Origin of the sequence: Shewanella sp. SM32, assembly GCF_025654235.1 — a bacterium.
Lineage (GTDB): Bacteria > Pseudomonadota > Gammaproteobacteria > Enterobacterales > Shewanellaceae > Shewanella > Shewanella oncorhynchi.
The window spans coordinates 127,505-151,549 of sequence record NZ_JAKKRO010000002.1 but is presented as its reverse complement, the minus strand read 5'-3'; the positions used below and the strand labels follow the sequence as shown (position 1 = coordinate 151,549).

The 24,045-nt window shown below is 44.9% G+C and carries 18 protein-coding genes; 3 read left to right on the top strand and 15 right to left on the bottom strand.

Going from position 1 to position 24,045, the window contains the following annotated elements:
• Positions 1-35 precede the first annotated feature (35 nt).
• The 13 genes from L5M10_RS01540 to L5M10_RS01480 all read right to left on the bottom strand — a co-directional run bounded on the left by L5M10_RS01540 (position 36) and on the right by L5M10_RS01480 (position 14,533).
• The gene (locus L5M10_RS01540) at positions 36-1,049 is read right to left on the bottom strand and encodes an efflux RND transporter periplasmic adaptor subunit (protein WP_212601835.1); all 1,014 of its coding nucleotides are present in this window, start codon (positions 1,047-1,049) and stop codon (positions 36-38) included.
• A gap of 176 nt (positions 1,050-1,225) precedes the next feature.
• A complete protein-coding gene (locus L5M10_RS01535; RefSeq protein ID WP_028761062.1) occupies positions 1,226-1,942 on the bottom strand; it encodes an SIMPL domain-containing protein in 717 nt (238 codons plus the stop codon).
• 143 nt (positions 1,943-2,085) lie between these two features.
• Positions 2,086-2,472, bottom strand: coding sequence for a VOC family protein (locus L5M10_RS01530; RefSeq protein WP_028761061.1), 387 nt, complete (start codon positions 2,470-2,472; stop codon positions 2,086-2,088).
• A gap of 103 nt (positions 2,473-2,575) precedes the next feature.
• Positions 2,576-3,892: an OmpP1/FadL family transporter gene (locus L5M10_RS01525; RefSeq protein WP_263146179.1), complete on the bottom strand. Its 1,317-nt coding sequence runs from the start codon at positions 3,890-3,892 to the stop codon at positions 2,576-2,578.
• Positions 3,893-4,245: 353 nt separating this feature from the next.
• Positions 4,246-5,697, bottom strand: a complete 1,452-nt coding sequence (gene putP / locus L5M10_RS01520; protein ID WP_028761059.1) for a sodium/proline symporter PutP — start codon at positions 5,695-5,697, stop codon at positions 4,246-4,248.
• 157 nt (positions 5,698-5,854) lie between these two features.
• Complete coding sequence (locus tag L5M10_RS01515) at positions 5,855-6,559, bottom strand: DUF3379 domain-containing protein (RefSeq protein WP_263254722.1); 705 nt, start codon at positions 6,557-6,559, stop codon at positions 5,855-5,857.
• Positions 6,552-7,115, bottom strand: a complete 564-nt coding sequence (locus tag L5M10_RS01510; protein ID WP_263254721.1) for a sigma-70 family RNA polymerase sigma factor — start codon at positions 7,113-7,115, stop codon at positions 6,552-6,554. The genes L5M10_RS01515 and L5M10_RS01510 overlap by 8 nt, the downstream gene beginning before the upstream one ends.
• Positions 7,116-7,187: 72 nt before the next feature.
• Positions 7,188-8,909 (bottom strand): BatD family protein, encoded by a 1,722-nt coding sequence (locus L5M10_RS01505; RefSeq protein ID WP_263254720.1) that lies wholly within the window; start codon positions 8,907-8,909, stop codon positions 7,188-7,190.
• Positions 8,903-10,939, bottom strand: a complete 2,037-nt coding sequence (locus L5M10_RS01500; protein ID WP_263146186.1) for a VWA domain-containing protein — start codon at positions 10,937-10,939, stop codon at positions 8,903-8,905. The genes L5M10_RS01505 and L5M10_RS01500 overlap by 7 nt, the downstream gene beginning before the upstream one ends.
• The gene (locus L5M10_RS01495; protein WP_263254719.1) at positions 10,939-11,958 is read right to left on the bottom strand and encodes a vWA domain-containing protein; all 1,020 of its coding nucleotides are present in this window, start codon (positions 11,956-11,958) and stop codon (positions 10,939-10,941) included. The genes L5M10_RS01500 and L5M10_RS01495 overlap by 1 nt, the downstream gene beginning before the upstream one ends.
• Positions 11,952-12,596 carry a DUF4381 domain-containing protein gene (locus L5M10_RS01490; RefSeq protein ID WP_263254718.1) on the bottom strand — a complete coding sequence of 215 codons (645 nt, stop codon included), beginning with the start codon at positions 12,594-12,596 and terminating at the stop codon, positions 11,952-11,954. Before L5M10_RS01490 ends, L5M10_RS01495 begins: the two co-directional genes overlap by 7 nt.
• Before the next feature lie 2 nt (positions 12,597-12,598).
• Positions 12,599-13,552, bottom strand: a complete 954-nt coding sequence (locus tag L5M10_RS01485) for a DUF58 domain-containing protein (protein WP_263254717.1) — start codon at positions 13,550-13,552, stop codon at positions 12,599-12,601.
• A 24-nt stretch (positions 13,553-13,576) separates the two neighbouring features.
• Positions 13,577-14,533 carry an AAA family ATPase gene (locus L5M10_RS01480; protein ID WP_263254716.1) on the bottom strand — a complete coding sequence of 319 codons (957 nt, stop codon included), beginning with the start codon at positions 14,531-14,533 and terminating at the stop codon, positions 13,577-13,579.
• 262 nt (positions 14,534-14,795) lie between these two features.
• On the opposite strand from L5M10_RS01480, the gene fadI reads away from it, so the two are divergent.
• The 3 genes from fadI to L5M10_RS01465 all read left to right on the top strand — a co-directional run bounded on the left by fadI (position 14,796) and on the right by L5M10_RS01465 (position 18,813).
• Positions 14,796-16,106 carry an acetyl-CoA C-acyltransferase FadI gene (gene fadI / locus L5M10_RS01475; protein WP_014610833.1) on the top strand — a complete coding sequence of 437 codons (1,311 nt, stop codon included), beginning with the start codon at positions 14,796-14,798 and terminating at the stop codon, positions 16,104-16,106.
• 5 nt (positions 16,107-16,111) lie between these two features.
• Positions 16,112-18,232: a fatty acid oxidation complex subunit alpha FadJ gene (gene fadJ / locus L5M10_RS01470; protein ID WP_263254715.1), complete on the top strand. Its 2,121-nt coding sequence runs from the start codon at positions 16,112-16,114 to the stop codon at positions 18,230-18,232.
• 380 nt (positions 18,233-18,612) lie between these two features.
• Positions 18,613-18,813 (top strand): hypothetical protein, encoded by a 201-nt coding sequence (locus tag L5M10_RS01465; RefSeq protein WP_263254714.1) that lies wholly within the window; start codon positions 18,613-18,615, stop codon positions 18,811-18,813.
• A 298-nt stretch (positions 18,814-19,111) separates the two neighbouring features.
• On the opposite strand, the gene L5M10_RS01460 is transcribed toward L5M10_RS01465, so the two are convergent.
• Together L5M10_RS01460 and L5M10_RS01455 are read right to left on the bottom strand one after the other, a co-directional pair.
• On the bottom strand, positions 19,112-19,465 hold the full coding sequence (locus L5M10_RS01460) for a hypothetical protein (protein WP_263192184.1): 354 nt from the start codon (positions 19,463-19,465) through the stop codon (positions 19,112-19,114).
• Between the two features lie 109 nt (positions 19,466-19,574).
• Complete coding sequence (locus L5M10_RS01455; RefSeq protein WP_263254713.1) at positions 19,575-23,834, bottom strand: EAL domain-containing protein; 4,260 nt, start codon at positions 23,832-23,834, stop codon at positions 19,575-19,577.
• Positions 23,835-24,045 lie beyond the last annotated feature (211 nt).

The window sequence follows — 24,045 nt, the reverse complement described above, 5'->3', positions numbered from 1 at the left end:
AAACAACCTCGACAAAGCTTAAGTCGCTAGGGAATTTATTGCTTCTTGCTGAGCAACACTTGGTAGGCATCAACGGCCACCTTGTCACCCGACTTAAGGCCCGCAAGCACTTCTACCTCGCCATCTAAGGGCTCAGTGACACGGACTTGGGTCAGCACAAAGGCTTCGCCTTGTTTAAGGTAAACACTGCTCAGTTCGTTCATTGTGAGCAGTGCAGAAGCGGGCAGTTGGATTTTTTCCCGATCGCCATTTTTAAAGGAAGCTTTTGCCCAAGTACCGGGTTGAAGATTGGCTTCATTTTCTGGCAGATTAATTCGCACTTGATAACTGTGGCTGACGGGATCGGCGAAACTAAAAATCGTGAGGTCAGTTGAGGTGAACTCGCGGCCATCACTTAAACGGACGAGAAATTCGGGGGAATTTTTAAGTTGGTTAATGTAACGCTGTGGCACTTGGGTAATGGCGCGCATTTGACTCGCGGAAAACCCTGAAAGTAGTGCTTGTCCTGGGCTTACGGTTTCGCCAAGTTCGACAAAACGCTCAGTGACTATGCCACTAAAAGGCGCTGAAACGACAGTGTATTTTAAGGATTCGTTGGCTTTGATGACACGGGCTTGTGCTGCACTGACGGCTTGTTCTGTTGCTTTAGCATTGGCGGTGGCTTCATCCATCGCGCCCTTAGAAATCGCGCCTTGGGGAAATAGCTCTTTATAACGTTTGTATTGTGCCTGAGCTTCGACATTTAAAGCCTTCGCTTTGGCTAGATCAGCCTCAAAGCTTGCCAGTTCAGCGCCTTGCTCTTTACTGGTAATTTCCAGTAGGGCGGCTCCTTCGGGGACGACATCGTTAACATCGTAGTTGAGTTTGACAATTCGACCAGAGGTTTGCGCCGATACCGTCGCCGCTTTTACTGCTTCAATAGTGGCGTCTAAGGTGACCCAATTCGGATAGGGTTTATTTAAGACTTCGATGGTTTCGACTGAGGCAGCCTGAGCTTGAGTACTGGAAAGTGCCAGCAGTAAGAAAAAAGCACGAGAAATTGATGTCATAACTTATATCACCCCAGATGTAATTTATGAGAAAATTCTAATGGAGTTGTTTTCAATAGGCAATCAATATTTATTAGAAAAATTTAATGTAGTGTTTTTACCTAATTTAGGAATAAGGAATAAGGCCTATAGCGCCTTATTCCTCGTGCTTCAGAGTTTCAAATTAAACCTAAAGTTTAGTCATTTAAATAATAGGTTAGTGTGGAAACGATGCGAATTTGTTTAATGTAAGGCGTGCTGCTGTCGCGGTCTGAAATAGTGAACTGGCCTTGACTCGCACTTTTAATTTTTCCGAGGCGAGAATCCGAATCCTTAGCAAATTTTTCAGCCACTTCGCGGGCATTTTGAGTCGCTTCTTGCACCATGATAGGTTTGACTGAGTTGAGATCGGTAAACAGAAACTCAGTGCGATTATCATAATCTTGGCTGGCGATCGCTATACCTTCTTTTACTAAGTTAATCATTTGCTTACGGGTGTTCAGCATGAGATCAATTTGTGGGGTATAAACCGATAGGTTCACTTTTGCCGAGTAACGGTATCTGACGTTGGGATCGACATAACCTTGGGCTTGGCGATCTTCAATTGAAGGCAAAGAGACAGTAATTTCGCTGTCGCTAAAGCCTTGTTCCTTTAAAAACGCCACAACACGATCGGTTTTTTGCTGAACCGTCTCGTAGAGTTTAGGCAGATTGTTATCGACCTCAGTGAAATTGATTGGCCAAATTGCCACATTGGCTTTAACTTCTTTTTCCGCTAAGCCCTTTACCGTGACAGTGCGTTCCATGGCTTTCATTTGCAATAGTGCTGAGCTTGCTGTCTGGCCTACATAAACAAGTCCAGCGCAAAGGAAACCACCTAACAGTAGGGCAGGAAGGATGTTACTTTTTTCCATAAAAAGAATCTCTTGATTAGATGAACTCAGTCTACGATACCGAATAAACCTCAGTCATGCACTGGGTTTATTCGGAATAGATGCCGCTTAAGGCAGGGGGGATTATGTTGAGAGATGAGTTTTGAAATATCTGTTTAAAGCATTTATTTTTCAGGAGGAATCGCGCTTGGCTGCCATAATTCGACTTTATTGCCATCAGGGTCAATAAACCAGCCAAAGCGGCCAAATTCTGAATCTTCAATACCACCAATCGGTTGACCGCCACCTTGCTCTACTTGTACGAGGGCTTGCTCTAGATCGTCAACGACAAAGTTGAACATAAACCCTTTATCTGAGGGGGCGAAATAGTCCGTGCTATGGGCGAAAGGAGTCCAAACATGGTAGCCAAGAGTTGATTTATCTGTGTGATAAAACGCGGCGCCGCCCCAGTTTTCAATGGGGACTTGAAGATGGGTTTTGTACCAAGTTGCCAAGGCAACGGGATCGACACTTTTAAAGAAAATTCCACCGAGTCCAATGACTTTAGCCATAGCCGTAGCTGCGTTTACAGGAGTATGAATTAACTTTAGGCAATAAATGCTTAAGATACAAAAAAGCCGCAAAAAATGCGGCTTTTGGTGTTAGGAATTTATCTTAGAACTGGTAGCTGTATTGAACTGAGTAGTACATACCACTTGATTCAGTAATAGCATTAACAGGGCCTGCGATTGCGCTGTTTTCGATCAGGTGAACTTCTTCACCTTTAATATAAGCGATACCAAAGTCAACAGTGTTTTGTGGGTTGATGTGGTAGCTCATACCCGCTGTGTACCAGTTACGGTCAGAGTCTGGGAATGAAATAGAGCTGATTTCGTCCACAACGCCTTGGTCATGCATATAACCTGCACGTACAGTAAATTGCTCATTGATAGTATAAGTACCACCTAGGCTGAATAACCATGAATCTTTCCATTGGTATTCTTTCAGAGCAACGTCGCCAGCTTGCAGTTGAGTACCTGCACCCGCTTGACCTGGAATAATAGTGGCTACGCCATCTTTAGCCGTGATTTGTTCAAAGTTGCTCCACTGGGTGTACTGCGCAGTGTAGTGCACTGCAAACTTAGGTGTGAGCTGATGGAAACCAGCAACTTGGAAAATATCCGCAAGGGGTACGTCTAAGCTGTCAAAGCTTGTCGCTAGTGCTGTTTTTGGACCTAAACCAACGGCAGATAGATCTTTAGTGCTGATCGTGTTGATATCACCTTTAACATTCACTGTTGGGCTGAAGCGGTAACTGATACCGAAACGGTTATCTTTATCTAATTCAATCGTGGCACCAAGGATACCACCGAAGGCCCAGCCATCAGCGTCGACGTCAACTAAAGGCGTAGTACCCATGTTACGGGTTAAACGACCTTCACCGTAAATGGCATCAATACCAGCACCGATACTGAACATGTCATTAATACGGTATGAAAGGCTGGTGTTAAAGTTAACCGTTGTTACTTCTGTTTCGCCAAGCAGATCATAAGGTGCTGGTGAGCCTGCTGGCAAACTCTTTGAAAGTGAGCTGGCATCGGTACCGGTACCAAAGTTAGAGAAAGCGGCAAAACCTACGGCGAACTTATCGTCGATGGGGTGGATGTAGAAAATATTAGGGATAATTTTAGAGCTACCCGCGTCATCGATGCTGCCTAAGTCAACGGCACCACCGGCAAAGTTAACATCTTTAACATCAACAGTAATATCGGCATAAGTTAAGCCGAAGGAGATCGCATCTTTATCGAATAATGCCATAGCAGCAGGGTTACGTGATAACACAGAAGCGTTATCGGCAATAACCGCATCACCCGCAAATGCACGGCCCATACCAGTTGCTGATTGGCTGTTTAGTTGAAAACCTGAAGCTAAGGTTTGTGTGCTTGCTAATGCGACAGAAACGGCAATGAGTGTCTTGTTGAATGTTTTCATTATTATTCTCTCTATTTTTTATAAGTATTGGATTTTTATTCGGTCCTAGTCCGCCGAAAGTATTTAAATCCATTTATTAGTCTCCGGCATCTTATGGATTCAATGTACCCTCAACAAGTCCGACCAGAAGTGAAAAATGTTAATTTTCAGTTAATTGAAAGTCTTTAAAACAAGAGTGATACTTTAGTATGCTTGAATGGTCTGGCCAGATGCTTGATATGAAGGGCTTTGGGTGCTGCTATGGGTTTCAATTGAAGTTAACGGTTTGTAATGGTGTGTAGGGTATTTAAAAGGATACAAAATGTAAAAAGCGCACACTTGTGCGCTTTTTAACATATGGAAGCATATCTAGATTAGAGTGCAGACTTAAATTGTTCGAACTCTATCGTTACTTTTTCACTTGGAGCAGAGAATTTACTGACTAAAATACCCGCAATAGTCGCGAATATAAACCCAGGAAGGATTTCATATACTTCAAAAATGCCACCAGTGAGTTGCTTCCAAATCACCACGGTTAATGCACCGACAATAATAGTGGCGATAGCGCCATTACGGCTATATTGCTTCCAAAACAGGGATAACAAGACTACGGGACCAAAGGCCGCACCAAAGCCTGCCCAAGCATAACTCACTAGGCTAAGTACGCTACTTTCAGGATTGAGTGCTATCACACCTGCAATCACAGCGATAGCGAGCACGCCTAAACGACCTACCATCATTAGCTCGCGATCATCGGCCTTTGGGCGCAACCATTTACGGTAGAAATCTTCGGTGATGACACTTGAGCAGACTAAGAGTTGTGAGTCGATAGTACTCATGATTGCCGATAAAATAGCGGCGATTAATAGCCCACCAATCCATGGGTTAAACGCCGCTTGAGCTAAATGGATAAATACCGTTTCAGAATTGGCTAATGGCTCTTTGGCGAAATAGAGCGAGCCTGCGATACCTGTGGCTAACGCGCCAATGAGAGATAACACCATCCAGCTCATGGCTATACGGCGTGACAAGGGCAGGGCATCGGCACTGCCTATCGCCATAAAACGCGACAAAATATGTGGCTGACCAAAATAACCTAGGCCCCATGCGAGCAAAGATAACATGCCGATGGCAGTGGTTTTGTCATTGACCAATGCCAACATTGCGGGATCAATCGTTTCAATACCTGCATGGCTTTCGGGGTGAGCGAAAACGGCGAAAGGGACAATCAATAGGGCGATGAGCATTAAACTGCCTTGGAAAAAGTCAGTCCAACACACGGCAAAGAAACCGCCAATAAAGGTGTAACCGACTATGATGGCCGAGCCAATCACTAGGGCTGCGGTGTAATCAAGCCCAAAGACTTTCTCAAACAAAATCGCGCCACCGACCATGCCTGAGGAGGCATAGAAAGTAAAAAACACCAGAATAGTGATTGCGGAAACGAGCTTGAGATAGCCTTGGGTATCGTGGAAACGTTTCTCGAAAAAATCCGGTAAAGTGAGGGCGTTATCGGCGAGTTGGGTATAAATGCGCAGTCGTTTGGCAACAAATAACCAGTTTAGCCAAGCACCAATAATTAATCCTACGCCAATCCAGGCTGCACCTAAGCCGCTTAAGTAAACTGCGCCGGGTAATCCCAGTAACAGCCAACCTGACATGTCAGATGCACCCACGCTGAGTGCGGTCACTGCGGGGCCCATTTTGCGGCCACCTAAAATATAATCATCAACAGTATCGGTAGCACGGTAAGCCCAAAAACCTATGCCCATCATCAATACTAAGTAACCAACAAATGTGATTAAAATCGGGGTTTCAATCGTCATCTTGCCTTTTCCCATCTTTTTATTATTAAAAGTGGCAAGCATGCTACCAGATGTTTGAACGTGCGCCCATTAGCAGATGTAAGTGTGATTGAAATCTAACCTCCGATAACATGAAAATATCGGAGATTGATTTTTAAATGCAATTTATAACAATAGCTTAAATAAATATATTATTGATTTCGTCTTTTATATAGCGAAGGTCAGCTTGATCCTCACCTATGAGCAAAATAAATGCATCGGGCGTTTCAAAGCCCATTCCTTGATATTTACCGTCGGCGAAGGTTTTATCCAACACCATACGTTTCTCGAGTGGCACGATAAAAAGCGTCACCTTACTTTGTTCGCCCTGAAGTACTAAGTGCAGGCTTTTTACCCCTTGAAAATCGCAATAAGAGGTGTAATACACTTTGCCCGGTTGTTGGGTAAATTTGGCGTTGCCAAAGCCTTTTATCGACGCAAGCTGGGCATTGACTTGACTAAAATTGACATTTTGATCGACATGCAAGGCAATATCTTCATGGTAGACATGGGCCAAGGCATGTTCAGCCAAATCAATAGGCCCTAAGCGTAATAGGCTGAAGCTGATGCCTACCACAAACGCGACCGAGGCTGCCATGGCCACTAAAAAAAACGTTTGCCGGCGCTGTTTATGGTGCTGTTGTAACTGCTGACGTAAAATGAGTTTGTCGGCGAGATCCTCAGCCACATCCACTTTCAATGCGTTGCTCAGTTTGGTATCAAGGTTTTTAAGCTCATTGATTAGGGCTTGGTTTTCTGACTTGGCATTGATTTGTGCCAGAAAGTCAGCATCTTGATTATGAGGATCTTCATAAGCTTGACGTCTAAATTTAAGCTCATCCATTGGATTGACCTCTCACATCATTCTTCTCAAGTAATTCTTTCAATTGGCTCCTCGCCCGAAATAAACGCGTCATTACGGTGTTGCGATTGAGCTCCATCAGTTCGGCGATTTCATCGCCGCTAAAGCCACCAATGAGCTGGAGTAAGAGTGGTTCGCGGTATTCGATATCCAGCTTGCCAATTTGTCGACGGATCAGATATTGCTCGGCCTGCTCTTCACTGCTATTGGAGATATTGTCCTCTAAGGTATCTTGCTCAACGTCGGAATAATCGAACTGTTTACGCTCGAAACGCCGCGCATTTTCACGCCTAAGAATCGTGATCAGCCAAGCTTTCGCCGCTTTATCATCCTTGAGGGAATCCAAAGAGCGCCACGCCCGCAAGAAGGTTTCTTGGGTAATGTCTTCAGCCACGTGCTTATCGCCACATAACCAATAGGCGTAGCGGAAAATGTCTGCATGTAGCGCCTTGACTAGGCTGTTGTATCGTCGTTGTTTGCTTAGCATGTCAGAAGAGACCGCGGGCTCGACGGATTTCTTGCGCCAGTTAGCAAACATTTTTTATCTTTGGGCTTTTTGGCGGAATATTTAGCATGGTAGCACTCGCTTCTTTGTCATTAACCCCATCATTTATTTAGGATTTAGTGGGCTTAATGGCGCTGATTTTGGGTTTGAATGTTTATGCTCACAGGCCTTAACCGCGTTAAGTAAGGCGGTACATTCGGCGCTTAAGTGGCTATTTGTATTGTTAGAATTCGCACTGCTCGTATTAGCACTGTCAGTATGCTGGCTCTTATCGGCCTTCGCACTGTAGGCTTTGATTTGCAGTTGCTGTATCGCTGCTGCCAGTTGTGGTGACTGCTCAGCAATCTTATCTAATGTCATAGGCGTTTGCTGTAACTCACTGAAATATCGCTGCAATTGCAACATAATTCTGCTTACATCGCCACTGGCGCAGGCTTGCTCTAATCCTTTCAAGCCGGAGGCAGTCACTGATTGTGCTGAACTGATTGAAGAGTTTACTGCAATTGGGGCGGCCGTTTGATTTTTTAAGGCGCGGCGCCAAGCGACTAAGGTGATAATCCAAGCGACTAGAGTGACCAGCCATAGCGCAGCAAAAACAGTGGTTAGCCAAGACCAGCCCTTATCGGCCGCGGAGTTGGTTTCCCATGTTGGTTGAGCTGGCGTATCACTGACAGCACCACCTTCAACGATTATGGTACGTGCGGGCAGCGTTGCAGTTTCTTGACGTTTAAGGCGCGGATTCCACCAAGGCACTTTGATTTCGGGCAAGGTAAAGGTGCCTGCTTTGCTGGGAACGATTGCCGAAGTAATACTGTACTGCGAAACAATTTGTGCATCGCGCACAAAGGTCTGCCGCTGGGGTTTTTCTGGGTATGACTTGAGTTCATCGGGCAGAGTTTGCACTATATCAGGCAGACTATTTTCATCGGCATTGGAAGCCAACAGCGTAATAGTGCGGGTGATAGGGCTACCGACGGTAAACTTTTTAATATCCTCAGGGAAGTTTTCTTTTAGCGCCACTAAATCGGCAACCAGCCATTGGCCTTGGAAACTTGTTGGTGCGGGATTCACTTGAACAGTCAGTGAGGGCGCGCCTGCTTGCATTGGGCTGCTTTCATTAAAACCAAACATGCCGCCGCGGCGTTGGGATTCTACCAGTACATCGCCAGCAAAGGTTGCACCTTTGATATTCACTTGGCCGGGCAAATCGGGAATGATGCCATAGGTGCGTTCAATCACGCGGTAACGGCGGCCATCGACTATCTCTGAACCATCCCTATCTTCACCGATTTGTTTGATCTGTGCGCCTTCGATCACCGGTGCACTCAATACGCCCCTTTGTAATTCTACCGCCAGATAGAGTTTCACCTTGTAGGTAATGAGCTGCCCAACATAGGCTTCGTCGGTCGAGACTTTGGCGTCAATGAACAGATTGTTCATTTGCGCGGGCTGGCTACCGGTTTCGACCACTTTGAGTGGAATAGGCGATGAGCTGACGCCGTCAATACTAAAGGCTGGAATGGTTAACTGGCCTTGTTGTTTTGGCGCGAGCAGTACTTGCCAGCGGGTTTCTTTGACTGCATCGAAGTTCATGATTTGCGTGCTGCGACTCACGCTAGTACGGCCGACAATAAAATCTTTCAGTAGGGCGGACGTGTCTAGCTTACCGGTATCGACTTCGTCATCGACACTGATGTTGAGCACAAAGTATTCGCCCTCCATCACAGGGTTGCGATCGACCGAGGCCTCAATTTTGCTAAGTGCAAAGGCGGGATGAGCCACTCCGATGGCAAGGAGTAGCAGGATAAAAAATTGTCTCGTCACCACTGTTCGTTATCCTTTGATATTTGGCCATTTTGACGGCGTTTTTGATATTCCAACTGCATCTTGTTGCGCAGTAACACTTGCGGGTCTTCACTCACGCCCCTCAGTGCTCGCTGCATTTCTGCGGGCAGTGGCTCGCTATTGGTTGGCGGTGCCTCGACCGATTCACTCATAGCAGCCTCTTGTTTATCTCGCGTATTTTGCTCTGGAGCTTCTTTGGCGGCAACGCTTTGCTTTTCCTGTTCTGCTGACTTTTGCTCTTCAGCATCGGCTTTAGCCTGCGCTTGCATCTTAGCTTCATTTTCTACAGGTGAATTGTCTACCGGCTCATTTTCCTGCTGAGCTTCATTCTGCTTGTCCTGAGCATTGCCATTTTGCTTATCTTGCTCAGACTGTTGCTCATCCGTTTTTTGCTGTTCAGGGCTTTGATCCGCGTCGGCATCGTCCTGTTGATCCTGAGACTTTTGTCCCGCTTGATCTTGCTTATCTTTCTGAGCGCTATCTTGGTCAGATTGCTGTTTATCCTGCGATTTTTGGTCACCGGATTGTTGGTCGCCAGACTGTTGAACACCTGATTTGGGATCACCGGACTGCTGATCGCCTTGTTGATCTTGGTTCTTATCCTGTTGCTCGTTTTTACCTTGCTGTTGTTGCTGTTCCTGCAATAACTTTTCAGCAAGTTCAAGGTTGGCCTTCGCCGCAGGGAAATCAGCTTGTTTCTCAAGCGCGGCTTGATAGCGCTCCTTGGCCTTATCGGGTTTACCGAGTTGCATCAACGCATTGCCTTGATTGTAGAGGCCTTGGGCTGAGCTATCTTGCTCGAAGGTTTTTAGTGCTTGCGCAAAATCACCGGCTTTGTATTGGGCGCTGCCACGCCATTGGGGCGACTCAAACTGCTTAGCGGCGTTTGCGTAATCTTGGGATTGATAGGCCTGCATCGCTTGTTGATCTGTGGTTTTCCAGACATTGTCCCAGGCATTGTCCCACACACTGGCATGGGCTGGCTGAGGCACAGCCGCGAGCAGTAAGCTGCCAGCAAGAGTGACAAATCCAACACTGGCCACGATTCCTTGTCTAAAGCTGAAAAGGGCGGGTAGCAGTAATAATAAGGCGAGGTAAGGACCGAGATCCTGCCAAGTTTCACCATCAAGATCTGTGGCTTTCGCATCGCCAGCATCGCTTAACCATTGCTGTAATTGGGCGAGATCATTACCGTCGGTGCGATTCTGGATCAGAACGCCTTTGTTATTCACGGCCAGTTTTTGTAGCAGAGCGAAATCAGTGCTGGCCACAACGACTTCGTTGCTGCTGTCGCGTTGTAATTGTCCATCGGGTAGACGGATTGGCGCGCCTTGGCTGGTGCCAAAAGCGACGACAGCGAGGCGATATTGGGTGCCACTTAATGCCGAGTTAGCCTCATCAAACTGGGCAGCAGTTATGCCATCTGTCATCAGGATAATATCACCGCGAATATGCCCACCTTGAGCCAGTAGCGTTTTGGCTTGGGTCAAGCCTGCCGCTAAGTTTGAGCCACGAACGGGCATGATCTCAGGACTTAAGGTCGGCAGTAAATTGAGTAATGTGCCGGTATCACGGGTTAATGGGCTGATAGTAAAGGCATCGCCGGCAAAGGCGACTAAACCTGTTTCACCTTCTTTAAGATTACGCAGGAGATCCGTTGCCCTAAATTTGGCTTGGGTTAACCGATTCGGCGCAAGATCGGTGGCGAACATAGATACGGACATGTCCATCACCAGTACGCGGCCTTGCTCGGCGGCAAACACAGGTAAGGATTGTTTATTAACGGCAGGTCCGGCGAGTGCCAAGGTCGCAATCAACCAAGTTAAGGCTAATAAATGCAACGGACGGCGGGATTTCTTATTGCCTTGGGTGACCAATATCTTGGCTAAGTGCGGCGCAATATAACGATTCCAAGCGCTGTGGCTCTCGTGTTGCCGCCATAAACTCAACAAGGCTAAGGCTAGCGGCACTAGGGCGAGTAGCCATTCGGGACGAATAAAATGTAGGCTCATTATTTGATGTTCCCCTGTGAAGTGGTTGCGACAGAGGGTTTAACGCGGCGCGCTGCAAAGAGTGGTAATTGACCTAAGGCAATCCACAGACTCGTCAGTAATGCCAGTGCCAGCGGCCAATAGAACAGATCTGCCTGCGGACGATAGCTTAACTGGTCGCGACTCACAGGTTCGAGTTTATCGATTTCTTGGTAAATCTGGTCGAGCTCTTGGCTGTTACGGGCGCGAAAATAACGGCCGTGGGTGACGTCGGCGATATGTTTAAGTTGGTTTTCATCCAGATCCATCGAAGGATTAACCCGCTCGCGGCCAAAGAGTGTACGGCGCTCCATTACATCTGCGCCCACACCAACCGTATAAATAGTCACTTTACGATTAGCGGCAATTTGCGCTGCTTGCTCTGGTTCGATATTGCCCGCATTGTTAGAGCCGTCGGTCAATAAAATCAATACTCTATTACTCTCGTCCATTTTATCGAAGCGTTTTACCGCTAGAGCGATAGCTTCACCTATGGCGGTTTGCTTACCGACTAAGCCAATTTGTGCTTCTTTTAAAAATTGCGCCACTGAACGTCTATCTTGGGTGAGCGGCGCCTGTAAATAGGCGTGATCGGCAAAGAGGATCAAGCCGATACGGTCACCCTTGCGGCGCTCGATAAAGTCACTGACGACGTGCTGAATTAAAGTGAAACGATCGACGGTTTTGCCATTCACCACCATGTCTTCAATCTGCATACTGCCGGATAAATCCACCGCCATCATCAAATCGCGGCCTTGGCTTGGCAGTTCGATAGGTTCACCAAGCCATTGAGGACGAGCAATAGCGAGCACTAACAGGCACCACATCAGCCAGTAGCGTTTGCGACTTTGGCGCGTGTTGGCCGCTAAGCTTTGTTTACCCGTTTGGCTTATTCCGGGTAATTGCAGCCGGCCGCCATCCACTTGCACGGTTTGTTGGCGCCAAAAAATCAAAGGTAAAGGTAATAATATCAATAGCCAAGGCCATGCAATTGTTAACATTGTGCCTCCGCTTTTTCAGTGTCAGTTTGCTGGGTTGGCGCTTGGCTTTTAGCTTGAGCGTCGCCACTAGCTTGAATGTAGCCCTTAGCTTGAACAAGATTCGGCTCAGGCGCACTCAGTTTTACTTTCGATGCCAACCAAGCTTTTGCGAGTTCATGTAACTCATTGGCTTCAGCTAAGGTCAACGGCGTTGGCTGGTGACGTTTGGCCAACAAGTGGCCGATACGTTGGCGTTTAGGCGCGGGTAAATAGCTGTCTAACCAAGCCGCCCAAGCTTCGCCATTTAAGGAGGCTATTGCTTCTCTGCTGAGGTAACTCATGGCGGTGCGCTTTAATAGGGTGTTGACGTCAGAGGCATAGGAAGTCGCTTGTCTATCGAGCTGATTGAGTAACTGTTTAGCGGCTTTTTTCGGTGCGAAGTCACGGGCGCGTTTTCTTAGCCAGATAACTAAGAGTGTGATGAGGGCAATCACAAGTGCTAAAACCAGCCAATAACCGATTGCCCAAGGCCAAGCGCCGATCGGTTCGGGATGAATAATATCCTGCAGTTGAGCAAGTGCTGGATTTGGCGCCGTAGAAGGCATAGGTACTGTTGCCTGTGGATTTGCTATTTCTGAATTCACTGTTGCTGGATCCATAGTTAACGCAATAATTCCAATTGATGGGCTAGGGGAGCACCCGCATCTATGAGCTGGGTGCGAACGCGCAGTTGCTGCATCATGGCGATAAAATCGCTTTGCTGACGCAACTGAATGTCGAGCCAAGCCTGATAACTGTGGCGGGTAAGCACTAAGTCCTCATCCCCATCCCGTACCGGCAAATTAAAGTTGTGCGGTAACGGCAGTGTGCCTTGACGCAGAGGATCGGTAATAAGATAGGCACCCACATCGCAATGACGCTTAAGCTCGGTGAGAGGCGCGATACATTGGGGACTAAAATGGCTGCCATCTGTCACTATCCAAACTAAGGAGCCGGGTTTGGCGATACGTTGTAATCGCTGACAGGCACGCAGGATATGGTCAGGATCGCGCTGGCCAGTGCCAACATGATTGAGCTGATTTTCGTGCACACGGCGCAGGCCTGAGATCAATTGCAATATGCCCTGACGACGGCTGCGGGGTTTGAGCTCTAAATGCTCAGACTCGCATGCGATCAAGGCGCCGAGCCGATCGCCATGGTTAATCGCATTCCAACCTAAGGTGGTCGCAAGGTGTCCTGCTTGCACCGATTGCAGCAATAAACTCGAACCAAAATAGAGGCTTTGGCTCAAGTCGATTAACAATAAAATAGGGCGCTCACGTTCTTCGACAAATAACTTAGTGTGAGTTGTGCCTGTACGAGCGGTAACGCGCCAATCAATGGTGCGCACATCGTCGCCCTGTTGGTAGTGGCGCACCTCGGCAAACTCCATACCGCGGCCTTTGATTAAGCTGCTGCGATGGCCCGCTAAATTAGCGCGGGCACGGCTATAACGCTCAGGCATAGCACGGGCGATATTTTGGCACGCCAGCAGCTCTTGCTCGGTTAAATGCAAGCCATCGGCAAAAAGCGGCAAGCCATCGACTGAGGCTGAGAGTCGCGCTGTGTCACTCATCTTATTTCACCTTTATCTTCACCGTTAAGGTACTGCAACTTGACTTAAGATGTGGTTGATCACGTGATCGCGGCTGACACCTTCGGCCTGTGCTTGGTAGCTAAGTAGGAGTCTATGGCGTAATACATTTGGCGCAACAGCTTGAATGTCTTCCGGTGAAACAAAGTCCCGCTCGTGCAGCCAAGCGCGGGCGCGGGCACAGCGTTCTAATGAAATAGTTGCGCGCGGGCTGACGCCGTACTCAAGCCACTTAGCTAAGTCTTCGCTGTAACGTAAAGGCTCACGGGTCGCCATCACGATTTCGACTATGTACTTTTCGAGCGGCTCGGCAAGATAGATTTCCATGGCTTCGTCACGGGCGGCAAACACATCTGCTTGTGCAATCGGCTCAGTGGTTGGCAATTCGTGGGTCAGCGCTTCTTTGCGGGATTGACGCAGAATTTCGATTTCAGTCTCGCCGCTCGGGTAATCAAGGTTTAAGTGCATCAGAAAACGGTCAAGCTGTGCTTCGGGCTGCGGGTAAGTGCCTTCGTTCTCTAATGGATTTTGGGTGGCCATCACTAAAAACAGCGGCGGTAGCTTATAGCTGTGCTTACCAACTGTGACTTGACCTTCGGCCATGGCTTCTAATAAGGCTGACTGAACTTTGGCTGGGGCGCGGTTAATTTCGTCCGCCAGGATTAAATTGTGGAAAATCGGTCCGGCTTCAAATTCGAAGGTGCCAGTTTGCGAGCGATAGATATCTGTGCCAGTTAAGTCGGCGGGCAGCAGATCTGGGGTAAATTGAATGCGGTGAAAATCGCCCTCAACCCCGTCACATAAGGCTTTCACTGCACGGGTCTTTGCCAGTCCCGGAGGTCCTTCAACTAATAAGTGGCCATTGGCAATTAAGGCAATGAGCAGATTTTCGGTCAATACTGGCTGCCCTAAAACAACCTTATTTAGGTAAGTGCGTAATGCGTGGAAGCGACTCAAAGGCATGATGCTACTCGTTTTATTATGTTGAAAATACGTGTGTGGGCTATAGACAACAGCTATGGTAAAGAATTCCCTTAGGGTTTGGCTAGTGTTAAAAAAACAAACAGGTGTTTAAAACTTGCTGACAAGAAGTTAGAATCAGATCACACTTTAATGGTCAGACCTGTTATTGGGCGTTTTTCGCCGTAAAACAATGGGTCAAACACGGAAATAGCTAGCGCCGCCTGAAATCTCTCAGCGATTGCGCACATAAAGAGGGTGACAAATGAGTGATAGACAACAGGTTACGAACGCCAAGGGTGAACGTATCGCCATTGTAGCGGGTTTAAGAACGCCCTTTGCAAAGCAAGCCACGGCATTCCACGGTGTATCGGCGCTCGATATGGGCAAAATGGTGGTCAATGAATTATTGGCGCGCTCTGAACTCGATCCTAAGCTGATTGAGCAATTAGTGTATGGACAAGTCGTGCAAATGCCGGCTGCACCTAACATTGCCCGTGAAATCGTACTCGGTACTGGCATGAATGTGTCGACCGATGCCTATAGTGTCACTCGCGCCTGTGCAACTAGCTTTCAATCTGCCGTAAACGTGGCTGAATCTATCATGACGGGTAATATCGAAATCGGTATTGCGGGCGGCGCCGACTCTTCCTCTGTATTGCCTATCGGTGTATCGAAAAAATTAGCCCATGCGTTAGTCGATCTGAATAAAGCCCGTAGTTTTGGGCAAAAATTACAAATTTTCCGTCGTTTAGGTTTAAAGGATTTATTACCTGTGCCGCCTGCGGTGGCAGAGTACTCAACGGGCTTGTCTATGGGACAAACCGCCGAGCAGATGGCAAAAACCTACAATATTAGCCGTGCCGATCAAGATGCCTTAGCGCACCGCTCACACACCTTAGCGAGTGAAACTTGGGCTTCTGGCCATTTGCGTGACGAAGTTATGGTCGCGCATATACCGCCGTATAAGCAGTTTATCGATCGTGATAACAATATCCGCGAAAATTCAGTATTGGAGTCATATGCTAAGTTGCGCCCTGCATTCGACAAACAACACGGTACTGTGACGGCGGCCAATAGTACGCCACTGACGGATGGTGCCTCAGCGATTATCTTGATGAGTGAAGGTCGAGCCAAAGCCTTAGGTTATCAACCTATTGGTTACATTAAGAGTTACGCCTTTAGCGCCATTGATGTGTGGCAAGATATGCTGATGGGGCCATCCTACGCGACGCCACTGGCGTTAAAACGTGCCGGAATGGAATTAGAAGATCTTACCCTGATTGAAATGCACGAAGCCTTTGCGGCGCAGACATTAGCGAATATGCAGATGTTTGCTTCGAAAAAATTTGCCGAAGAAAAACTCGGCCGCAACCGCGCGATTGGCGAAATCGACATGAGCAAGTTTAACGTGCTCGGTGGCTCGCTCGCTTATGGTCATCCTTTTGCGGCAACGGGAACCCGTTTAATCACCCAAGTGTGTCGTGAGCTTAAGCGCCGTGGTGGTGGAACTGGCTTAACGACGGCTTGTGCGGCCGGTGGTTTGGGTGTGGCTATGATAGTGGAAGTGGAGTAATCGGCATGGAAAAGACCTTTAATTTAACCCGCCGCGACGACGGCATTGCCATTTTGACTATGGATGTTCCTGGCGAAACCATGAACACCCTAAAAGCACAGTTTGGCCCTGAAATCAGTGAGATTCTGGCTGAGATTAAAAGCGATCCTCATATTCGTGGGCTCGTGCTGATCTCGGGCAAGAAAGATTCTTTCGTCGCGGGCGCGGACATTTCTATGCTCGATGCCTGTAAAACGGCGGGCGATGCCAAAGCCTTATCCCAGCAAGGGCATGTGGTTTTTAATGAGTTAGAAGCCTTAAAAATTCCTGTAGTTGCGGCAATCCATGGTGCCTGTTTAGGTGGTGGTTTAGAGTTAGCCTTAGCCTGCCATCAAAGGGTATGTAGCGACGATGGTAAAACCATGCTCGGCGTACCGGAAGTTCAACTTGGCTTATTACCTGGCGGCGGTGGGACTCAACGTTTGCCTCGTTTAGTCGGTATTACCACCGCCTTAGATATGATGCTAACCGGTAAACAAATCCGTCCTAAACAAGCCTTGAAAATGGGCTTAGTGAATGATGTTGTACCGCAGACCATTTTGCTGCAAACCGCAGTTGAGATGGCGCTTGCTGGTAAACGTGCACCGAAACCTGTTAAAAAGTCACTCGTTAATCAAGTGCTTGAAGGCACGAGCTTTGGCCGTAACATTATTTTCGATCAAGCGACTAAACAAGTCGAAAAGAAAACCCAAGGTAATTATCCAGCACCAGCCAAAATTATTGACTGCGTGCGTCAAGGGATTGCGAAGGGGATGCAAAAAGGGCTAGAAGTCGAAGCGAGTCACTTTGCCGAATTAGTGGTATCAAAAGAATCTGAAGCGCTGCGCAGTATTTTCTTCGCTACCACAGAAATGAAGAAAGAAACCGGCGCTGAGGGTGCTACGCCGCGTAAAGTGAAGAAAGCGGTGATCTTAGGTGGTGGTTTAATGGGCGGAGGCATCGCCTCTGTGACTACCACTAAGGCTAAAATCCCTGTTCGCGTCAAAGACATCAACGAAAAAGGTTTAAGCAATGCATTAGCCTACGCTTATAAGTTGTTGGATAAAGGGGTAAAGCGCCGTCATATGACGCCTGCTGCCCGTGACAACTTAATGGCACTGATGACTACAACCACTGAGTATAAAGGCGTTAAAGATGCCGACATCGTTGTGGAAGCGGTATTTGAAGACTTAGCGCTTAAGCATCAAATGGTGAAAGACATTGAGCGTGAGTGTGGTGAGCACACTATTTTTGCGTCAAACACCTCATCTTTGCCGATTAGCCAAATCGCCGAGGCGGCGACGCGTCCTGAAAATGTGATTGGTCTGCATTATTTCTCGCCAGTGGAAAAAATGCCGCTGGTGGAAGTGATTGCCCACGCTAAAACCTCGCCAGAAACCATTGCGACAACTGTCGCATTTGCCCGTAAGCAAGGTAAAACACCGATAGTGGTGCAAGATGGCGCGGGTTTCTATGTAAACCGTATTCTGGCGCTCTACATGAACGAGGCGGCGCAATTACTACTCGAAGGCCAAAGTGTTGAGCATTTGGATAAAGCTTTAGTGAAATTTGGCTTCCCAGTGGGACCGATTACTTTGCTCGACGAAGTGGGTATCGACGTGGGCGCAAAAATTTCACCGATCCTTGAGAAAGAATTGGGTGAACGTTTTAAAGCGCCAGCGGCATTTGACAAGCTTTTAGGTGACGATCGTAAAGGCCGTAAAAATGGCAAAGGTTTCTATCAATACGGCGCATCGAGCAAGAAAGCTAAAGCTGTCGATGAGAGTGTTTATGGCGTGTTAGGCATTAAGCCTGGCACCAATAAAGACGCAAAAGCGGTTGCCGAGCGTTGTGTCGTACAAATGCTCAATGAAGCGGTGCGTTGTTTAGATGATGGTATTATTGCATCGCCAAGAGACGGTGATATTGGCGCCATTTTTGGTATTGGCTTCCCGCCATTCCTCGGTGGCCCATTCCATTATATTGACACTTTAGGCGCCGCGAACTTAGTGAAGATTCTTGAAGGTTATCAAAGTCAATTCGGTAACAGATTCGAACCTTGTGAGCGCTTAAAAACCATGGCTCAAGAAAACGCGCACTTTTTCTAAGTTTCAGTGAATCTAAGTCATAGTTAATCTAGGTCTTAGTTAATCAAAATTGAACAAAAAAAGCGGCAGTTTGTTGCCGCTTTTTTTATTGCCACAAGGCATGCTTTTGCCTAAAAAATGTTCACATTGGGGATGTGGATCTTGTATAATCCGAGCCCTTTATCGAGAGTTCGGTGTTACCTGTTCTGTACTGAGAGCGTAGCGATGAATGAGTGTTGCTCGTTTATGCATAGTGCGGAAAACTTTTTATCCTGCCGTTAAAATGACGTATTTAACATGTGCATCAATCACCAAGACTACGCGAGTAGCATTCGCATTTTGATGAGGAATTAATTTCTCTACCTTTATGATTTATTTAGTTGTTTTTAAAGAGGTGGTTTGTGGTTTTGCTGGTTATCTTTATCGCATTAATCTCGGCTTGGTACTTCGGCTTAGCTGCATTTACCGCAGGTCTTACTGTTAAGCATTGGGTGCTGCTGGGTTTTGTGCTCGGGCCTCTGGCTTATCCACTCTTTACGACACACCGCCATTTAGCCTTGAGGAAAATCCGTTGTAGTGAGGAAGGAATATTAAATAGCTAATTTATCAATCTGTTATGTAATTTACATGACTATTTAGTACTTTTATATTCACTTAAAACTAAAGGGAGCCAATGCTCCCTTTATTGTTTCTAAGCCGCGCTAGCTTAATTAACTATCACTGTACATGAGTTAGACTCATGGCTACAGAACTTAAATTAGTTCCACCAACCTTTTGCAGAAATCACTTCAAGGTGATTCAAGCCTTCAGGCAACTTAACTTTTTTACGCGCTGGTTTGGATAAACCGAGTGCTTTTTTGATTGAATTTAACATAGTCACTCTCCTTAACCTGATTAATGTTATGCAACTTCAGAGTTAATAAATTTAACGTAAGGATGTCCTGCGACTTCGAGCGGTTTGAACTTCACGTAAGGATGCCCAGCGATTTCAAAAGGTTTGAACTTCACGTAAGGATGCCCAGCGATTTCAAAAGGTTTGAACTTCACATAAGGATGCCCAGCGATTTCAAAAGGTTTAAACTTCACATATGGATGCCCAGTTACTTCTACTGGAGCAAGTTTAACTGCAGGTTCTTCTGAAGTAATTGACTTAGCTGCTGGTTCTAATTTAGTGCTATCTTCAAGTGCATAAGTATTTACTGCAAAACTAATTGAAGATAATAAAGTAACGGCGGCAAGGATTCCTTTCATCATTCTAATTCTCTCTCAGGGTAGTTGATATTGATTTATTATTGACACTGATAGTGCTACTGCACTTGTTGTGCCAATGTTGTAAGTCGCAATCAAGTTGAGAGTAAATTGATTATATAATGTTGCTTTTTGTGTTTAGCTTTATCATGTCTTCTTGGAGTAGCAAGGTAAATTCGGTCTCCTTTATGGCCTTACTAAAAATATAGCCTTGAATTTCTTCACAGTTGAGTGCCCGTAAAATGTTCAATTGTGCAGCTTGTTCTACCCCTTCTCCTACAACAGAAAGCCCCATGTTATGGGCGATAGTGATAATAGAATCGACCATTTTGAGATCGCGATCAGACTTATCAATATCGTCAACAAAAGCTTTATCAATTTTTAAAGTATGAATCGGGAAACGTTTTAAGTATGAAAGGGACGAGTATCCAGTGCCGAAATCATCGAGTGCTAAACTAACGCCCATTTTAGCCAGTTGCTGCATGACGATAATCGCCGTTTCCGGCTGTTTAATGACGGTACCTTCAGTTATTTCTAATTCAAGATGACATGCAGGTAGTTTAGTGAGTCTTAATATTGACTCTATTCGCTGTTGAATATCGGGCAGTGCAAATTGACGTGACGATAAATTGACGGCGACTCTGCCGCTGAATATGCCTTGTTCACGCCATTTCTGTGCTGCGAAACAGGCTTTGCGTAAGACTATTTCACCAATTTCAACAATTAAGCCGTTTTCTTCAGCAAGCGGAATAAAATCATTTGGGGGTATCAAGCCATGTACTGGATGATTTAATCTGACTAAAGCCTCCATACCTGCAATTTTACCGCTTTTAAGATCAACCTTAGGTTGATAATAAACTTCAAATAGATCATCTTTTAAGCCTTCACGGATAAGATTTTCTATTTCTAATTGCCTAATTGCATGTTGGTTTAAAGACTCAGAATAAAACTGGTAGCAATTACCTCCTGCTGACTTAGCATGGTACATAGCAATGTCAGCCTTTCTCAGTAATGCTTGCTCGCTTTGCTCATCTTCTGGGAATAGCACTATGCCAATACTTAATCCTAGGACTAGCTGTTCATTGCTAACGTCAAATGCAGGTTTTAATCCCTCAATAATACGGTTAGCAATCGCAGCGCTGGCGCTTATATCTGAACCCTTGTCTAATACAATGGCGAATTCATCTCCGCCTAGACGATAAATACTGGTATTTTTAGGAAGTAAGGACTTAATGCGGGTAGCAACGAGCTTTAATAATGCATCCCCAATTTGATGGCCTAAGGAGTCATTAATACGTTTAAAATTATCAAGATCAAGCACCATAAGCGCATGAGCTATTTCTCGATTCACTAGGTTACTTAAGGTCACTTGTAAGTTGGAGCGATTTGGCAGTCCAGTTAAGAGATCGTTATTAGTTAATTTTCTAAGCTCTTCTTCTTGCTGCTTACGTCTTGATATATCAGAAAAAACACCAACGTAGTGTGATAATTCGCCTAACTCATCATAGATAGCATCGATAGTGAGCTCCATATGGAAGTGACTGTTATCTCCTCTGGCGGCTTCGACTTCATTTGCCCAGCGACCTTGCTGTTTTAACATGGTTCTGATTTGGGTGGAGAAGGTTTCTGGATATAAATCAAATGTGAGTAAGTTGCCAATAAAGTCATTTCGGTTACGTAATGAAATTTTACAGCAAGCTTCGTTGACTTCGACAAAACGGTATTCATTGTCGAGGATAAACATGCCTTCTGAAATATTTTCAATCGCTTTTTCAAAGAGTTTCAGCTGCTCTTCTTTTTGTTTAAATTGACTAATATTTTTAATCGTTCCAGTCATTCGCAGGGCATTATCTTTGTCATCCCGCTCTACAATCTTGGCGCGGTCTAAAATCCATACCCAATTGTCGTCTTTGCCTTTTACCCTATATGCGGCTTCAAAATGATCTGTTTCACCATAAAAATGCTTATTGAGTGCTTCACGAACACGTTCTTGATCCATAGGATGTATATTACTCTCTTCATCCGATTTACCTGAACGATGTCCATCACGGGGAAATTCAAGTGCTCCCCAAATATTGGAGCGAAAAATGTTGCCAGTTTCTATATCCCAGTCCCACATTTCATCACCACTTCCCCAAAGGGAAAGTTTTAATCTTTCTTCGCTGAGTACAATCTGTCTTTGTGTTTCTCTACGACGTAGCACCGTTTTTATTACTAGATATGAGATACATAATACAATTGCAGCATAAATAGATTTTGCTTGAAATGATGACCACCAAGGAGGTGTTATAATGACAGCAAGCTCTTTTGTTGCTGCTTTTTCACCGGAAAGTGAGTTAACCGCATAAACTTGAAAAGTATAATTTCCTGGAGATAAGTTTGTATATGTTGCTGAGTTTGTTCCATTTGCAGGTATCCATATATCAGAAAGGCCAAACATCCTATAGTAGTAGTTAGTTGATGAGTCGTCTGACATGGGAGATATAAAGTTGAACGAAAATGGATAGTCAGAGTATTTCAATGATATTTTATTAGATGCTGCGATTGATTGTATTAGATAGTTACTTTCTTGATTTTGAACTATATTAAATACTAAGAAATCTGATATTTCTGTTTTATTTACCTTGCTTTTTTTTACATAGCTTACAACATCTTTAGGTGATACTAGACTAATTCCACTGATCCCCGCAAGTAGAGTGTTACCGTTTATATTAATACCATTTGGAGCATTGTACTCATATTGACTCCCATTTGATGTTTTTAAGGTATAAGATACTTTACTGTTTTTTTCAAAAATAATGACTTCACTTAGTGATGAGGCTGTTATAAAACCATCATTATCTACAATAGCGTAGATCTCTTTATTGTTAGAAAGTATTCTCGAAATTTTTTTACTGGTATCATTATAAAGCATCAGTGATGTTGATGTTCCGAAGTAAATGCCATTATCACTTTTTTCGATGCTGTAAGTTATTTCATTGTTTAAGTTTTCTAACAACCCATTTTCATATTTTTTCAGTCCATCTTGTCCGGCTATATATATTAGGTTGTCAGATGTTAACTCTACGTCAAAAATTGGCTCATTCTTTTTTGTATCAATGCTGTTAGTAATTTCACCATTTTTGATGATTAAAACTTTCCCATCAGGTGTACCAGCAGCAATTGTTAAACTATTTTCATTAATAGAGAGTGATGATATTATATTTTTGCTAATCAACCTGGATGAATCATCTTTCAGTAAAAATAACCCTGCATTAGTACCAAAATAAAGTCCATCATCACTTAGAACTGCGTATTTGTATCCTTGAGTATGAGTGCTGAAACTTTTGATTAGGTTTAAATTTTCATCAAAAAGATTTATTTTTTCAGAGTCAGATGAAACCAGAAAGCCTTTAGTGTTTTTTGTAAGATGCCATGTGCTATCGGTGGTTAAGTTGGTTTTCTGCACTAAATTATTTACTTTTTTTACAATAGTGATGCCTTGATCAATACTTCCTAGTATAAACATATCTTCGGTTGCAAAAAATGAAGATGTTTTATCTGTGCTATCTGTGGCTAGAAGTCCTACAATGCTATTTTTAGAAATATTAACTATATTTTTATTAGTGATACCATAAATAGTGTTTTTGTGTTTCGTGAGTTGAGAAAATACTCGTGGATCAATTTTTAATATTTTATTGTCCTTATAATTATATAGTCCATCACTTAATGATATGAGTAGTGTTGAGTGATCTTCTTGCTCGAAATCAATTGTTTTTTTAGCTATCTCTTTTAATTCATTCTGGGTGAGCTTAAATAACGTACCTGCATAATCTCTTATGTAATAATCGTCGCCTACTTTTATCGTTTTTTTGATTTCACTTAGGCCTTTATTTGAAAGTTCGTATGTTTTTTCTTTGCTATTTATATCTATAATTGCTTTGTTAGTTCCAACAATTAAACTCTTATCACTTGAGTTGAGGCTCCAAGCAGGAGAATTTTTTACCGATAGTCCATAATGAGAAAAGGATTCTTGAAGTTTATCATATACGACTAAGCCACTATCTGTTCCAACATATAAAATGCCTTTATCATCAATAAGTAAACTTCTAATAAAAGAGCTGGGAAGGCCTGTTCTGGTATCATTAGCATAAAAATGCTTAAAGTTTTTCCCATCAAATCGATTTAATCCATTAAATGTTCCTATCCATATATAACCATCATTGTCTTGAACGATAGACGTAACAGTGCTTTGGGAAAGTCCTTCTGGGACACCAAAAGATTGTGATTGGAGAATAATTGGAGATTTATCAGAAAAGGGAGATGCGTTTACGTCTTCGAATGCATGCAAGCTAAAAAAAGCGAGCAAGACGATTTTAAAGAGTGCTTTAGGCATAGTGTTTGTTCTTATTATCCGAGGATGCCATGAAACAATTGTGTTACATCACTTTTCCAGAAAGTGAGCGGTTTGTCAAAGTAGAGTCCGCAGAAAATCCTTTTAACAGCATGTAGATGCAGTAAAATTGTTCAGTGATGGAGTGGTAGAACATGGGCTAGCCATGTTTTACATCAGGATTACGTCCAACACTGAAAGATACGACTATAGT

What these genes read in the sequence shown, in the direction of transcription:
- L5M10_RS01515 (WP_263254722.1), bottom strand. Translation starts at nt 6,559, where the DNA reads ATGGATGAGCTTAAATTTAGACGTCAAGCTTATGAAGATCCTCATAAT.
- L5M10_RS01485 (WP_263254717.1), bottom strand. Translation starts at nt 13,552, where the DNA reads ATGAGTGACACAGCGCGACTCTCAGCCTCAGTCGATGGCTTGCCGCTT.
- fadJ (WP_263254715.1), top strand. Translation starts at nt 16,112, where the DNA reads ATGGAAAAGACCTTTAATTTAACCCGCCGCGACGACGGCATTGCCATT.
- putP (WP_028761059.1), bottom strand. Translation starts at nt 5,697, where the DNA reads ATGACGATTGAAACCCCGATTTTAATCACATTTGTTGGTTACTTAGTA.
- L5M10_RS01460 (WP_263192184.1), bottom strand. Translation starts at nt 19,465, where the DNA reads ATGATGAAAGGAATCCTTGCCGCCGTTACTTTATTATCTTCAATTAGT.
- fadI (WP_014610833.1), top strand. Translation starts at nt 14,796, where the DNA reads ATGAGTGATAGACAACAGGTTACGAACGCCAAGGGTGAACGTATCGCC.
- L5M10_RS01500 (WP_263146186.1), bottom strand. Translation starts at nt 10,939, where the DNA reads ATGAGCCTACATTTTATTCGTCCCGAATGGCTACTCGCCCTAGTGCCG.
- L5M10_RS01535 (WP_028761062.1), bottom strand. Translation starts at nt 1,942, where the DNA reads ATGGAAAAAAGTAACATCCTTCCTGCCCTACTGTTAGGTGGTTTCCTT.
- L5M10_RS01490 (WP_263254718.1), bottom strand. Translation starts at nt 12,596, where the DNA reads ATGGATCCAGCAACAGTGAATTCAGAAATAGCAAATCCACAGGCAACA.
- L5M10_RS01525 (WP_263146179.1), bottom strand. Translation starts at nt 3,892, where the DNA reads ATGAAAACATTCAACAAGACACTCATTGCCGTTTCTGTCGCATTAGCA.
- L5M10_RS01480 (WP_263254716.1), bottom strand. Translation starts at nt 14,533, where the DNA reads ATGCCTTTGAGTCGCTTCCACGCATTACGCACTTACCTAAATAAGGTT.
- L5M10_RS01495 (WP_263254719.1), bottom strand. Translation starts at nt 11,958, where the DNA reads ATGTTAACAATTGCATGGCCTTGGCTATTGATATTATTACCTTTACCT.
- L5M10_RS01510 (WP_263254721.1), bottom strand. Translation starts at nt 7,115, where the DNA reads ATGTTTGCTAACTGGCGCAAGAAATCCGTCGAGCCCGCGGTCTCTTCT.
- L5M10_RS01530 (WP_028761061.1), bottom strand. Translation starts at nt 2,472, where the DNA reads ATGGCTAAAGTCATTGGACTCGGTGGAATTTTCTTTAAAAGTGTCGAT.
- L5M10_RS01540 (WP_212601835.1), bottom strand. Translation starts at nt 1,049, where the DNA reads ATGACATCAATTTCTCGTGCTTTTTTCTTACTGCTGGCACTTTCCAGT.
- L5M10_RS01455 (WP_263254713.1), bottom strand. Translation starts at nt 23,834, where the DNA reads ATGCCTAAAGCACTCTTTAAAATCGTCTTGCTCGCTTTTTTTAGCTTG.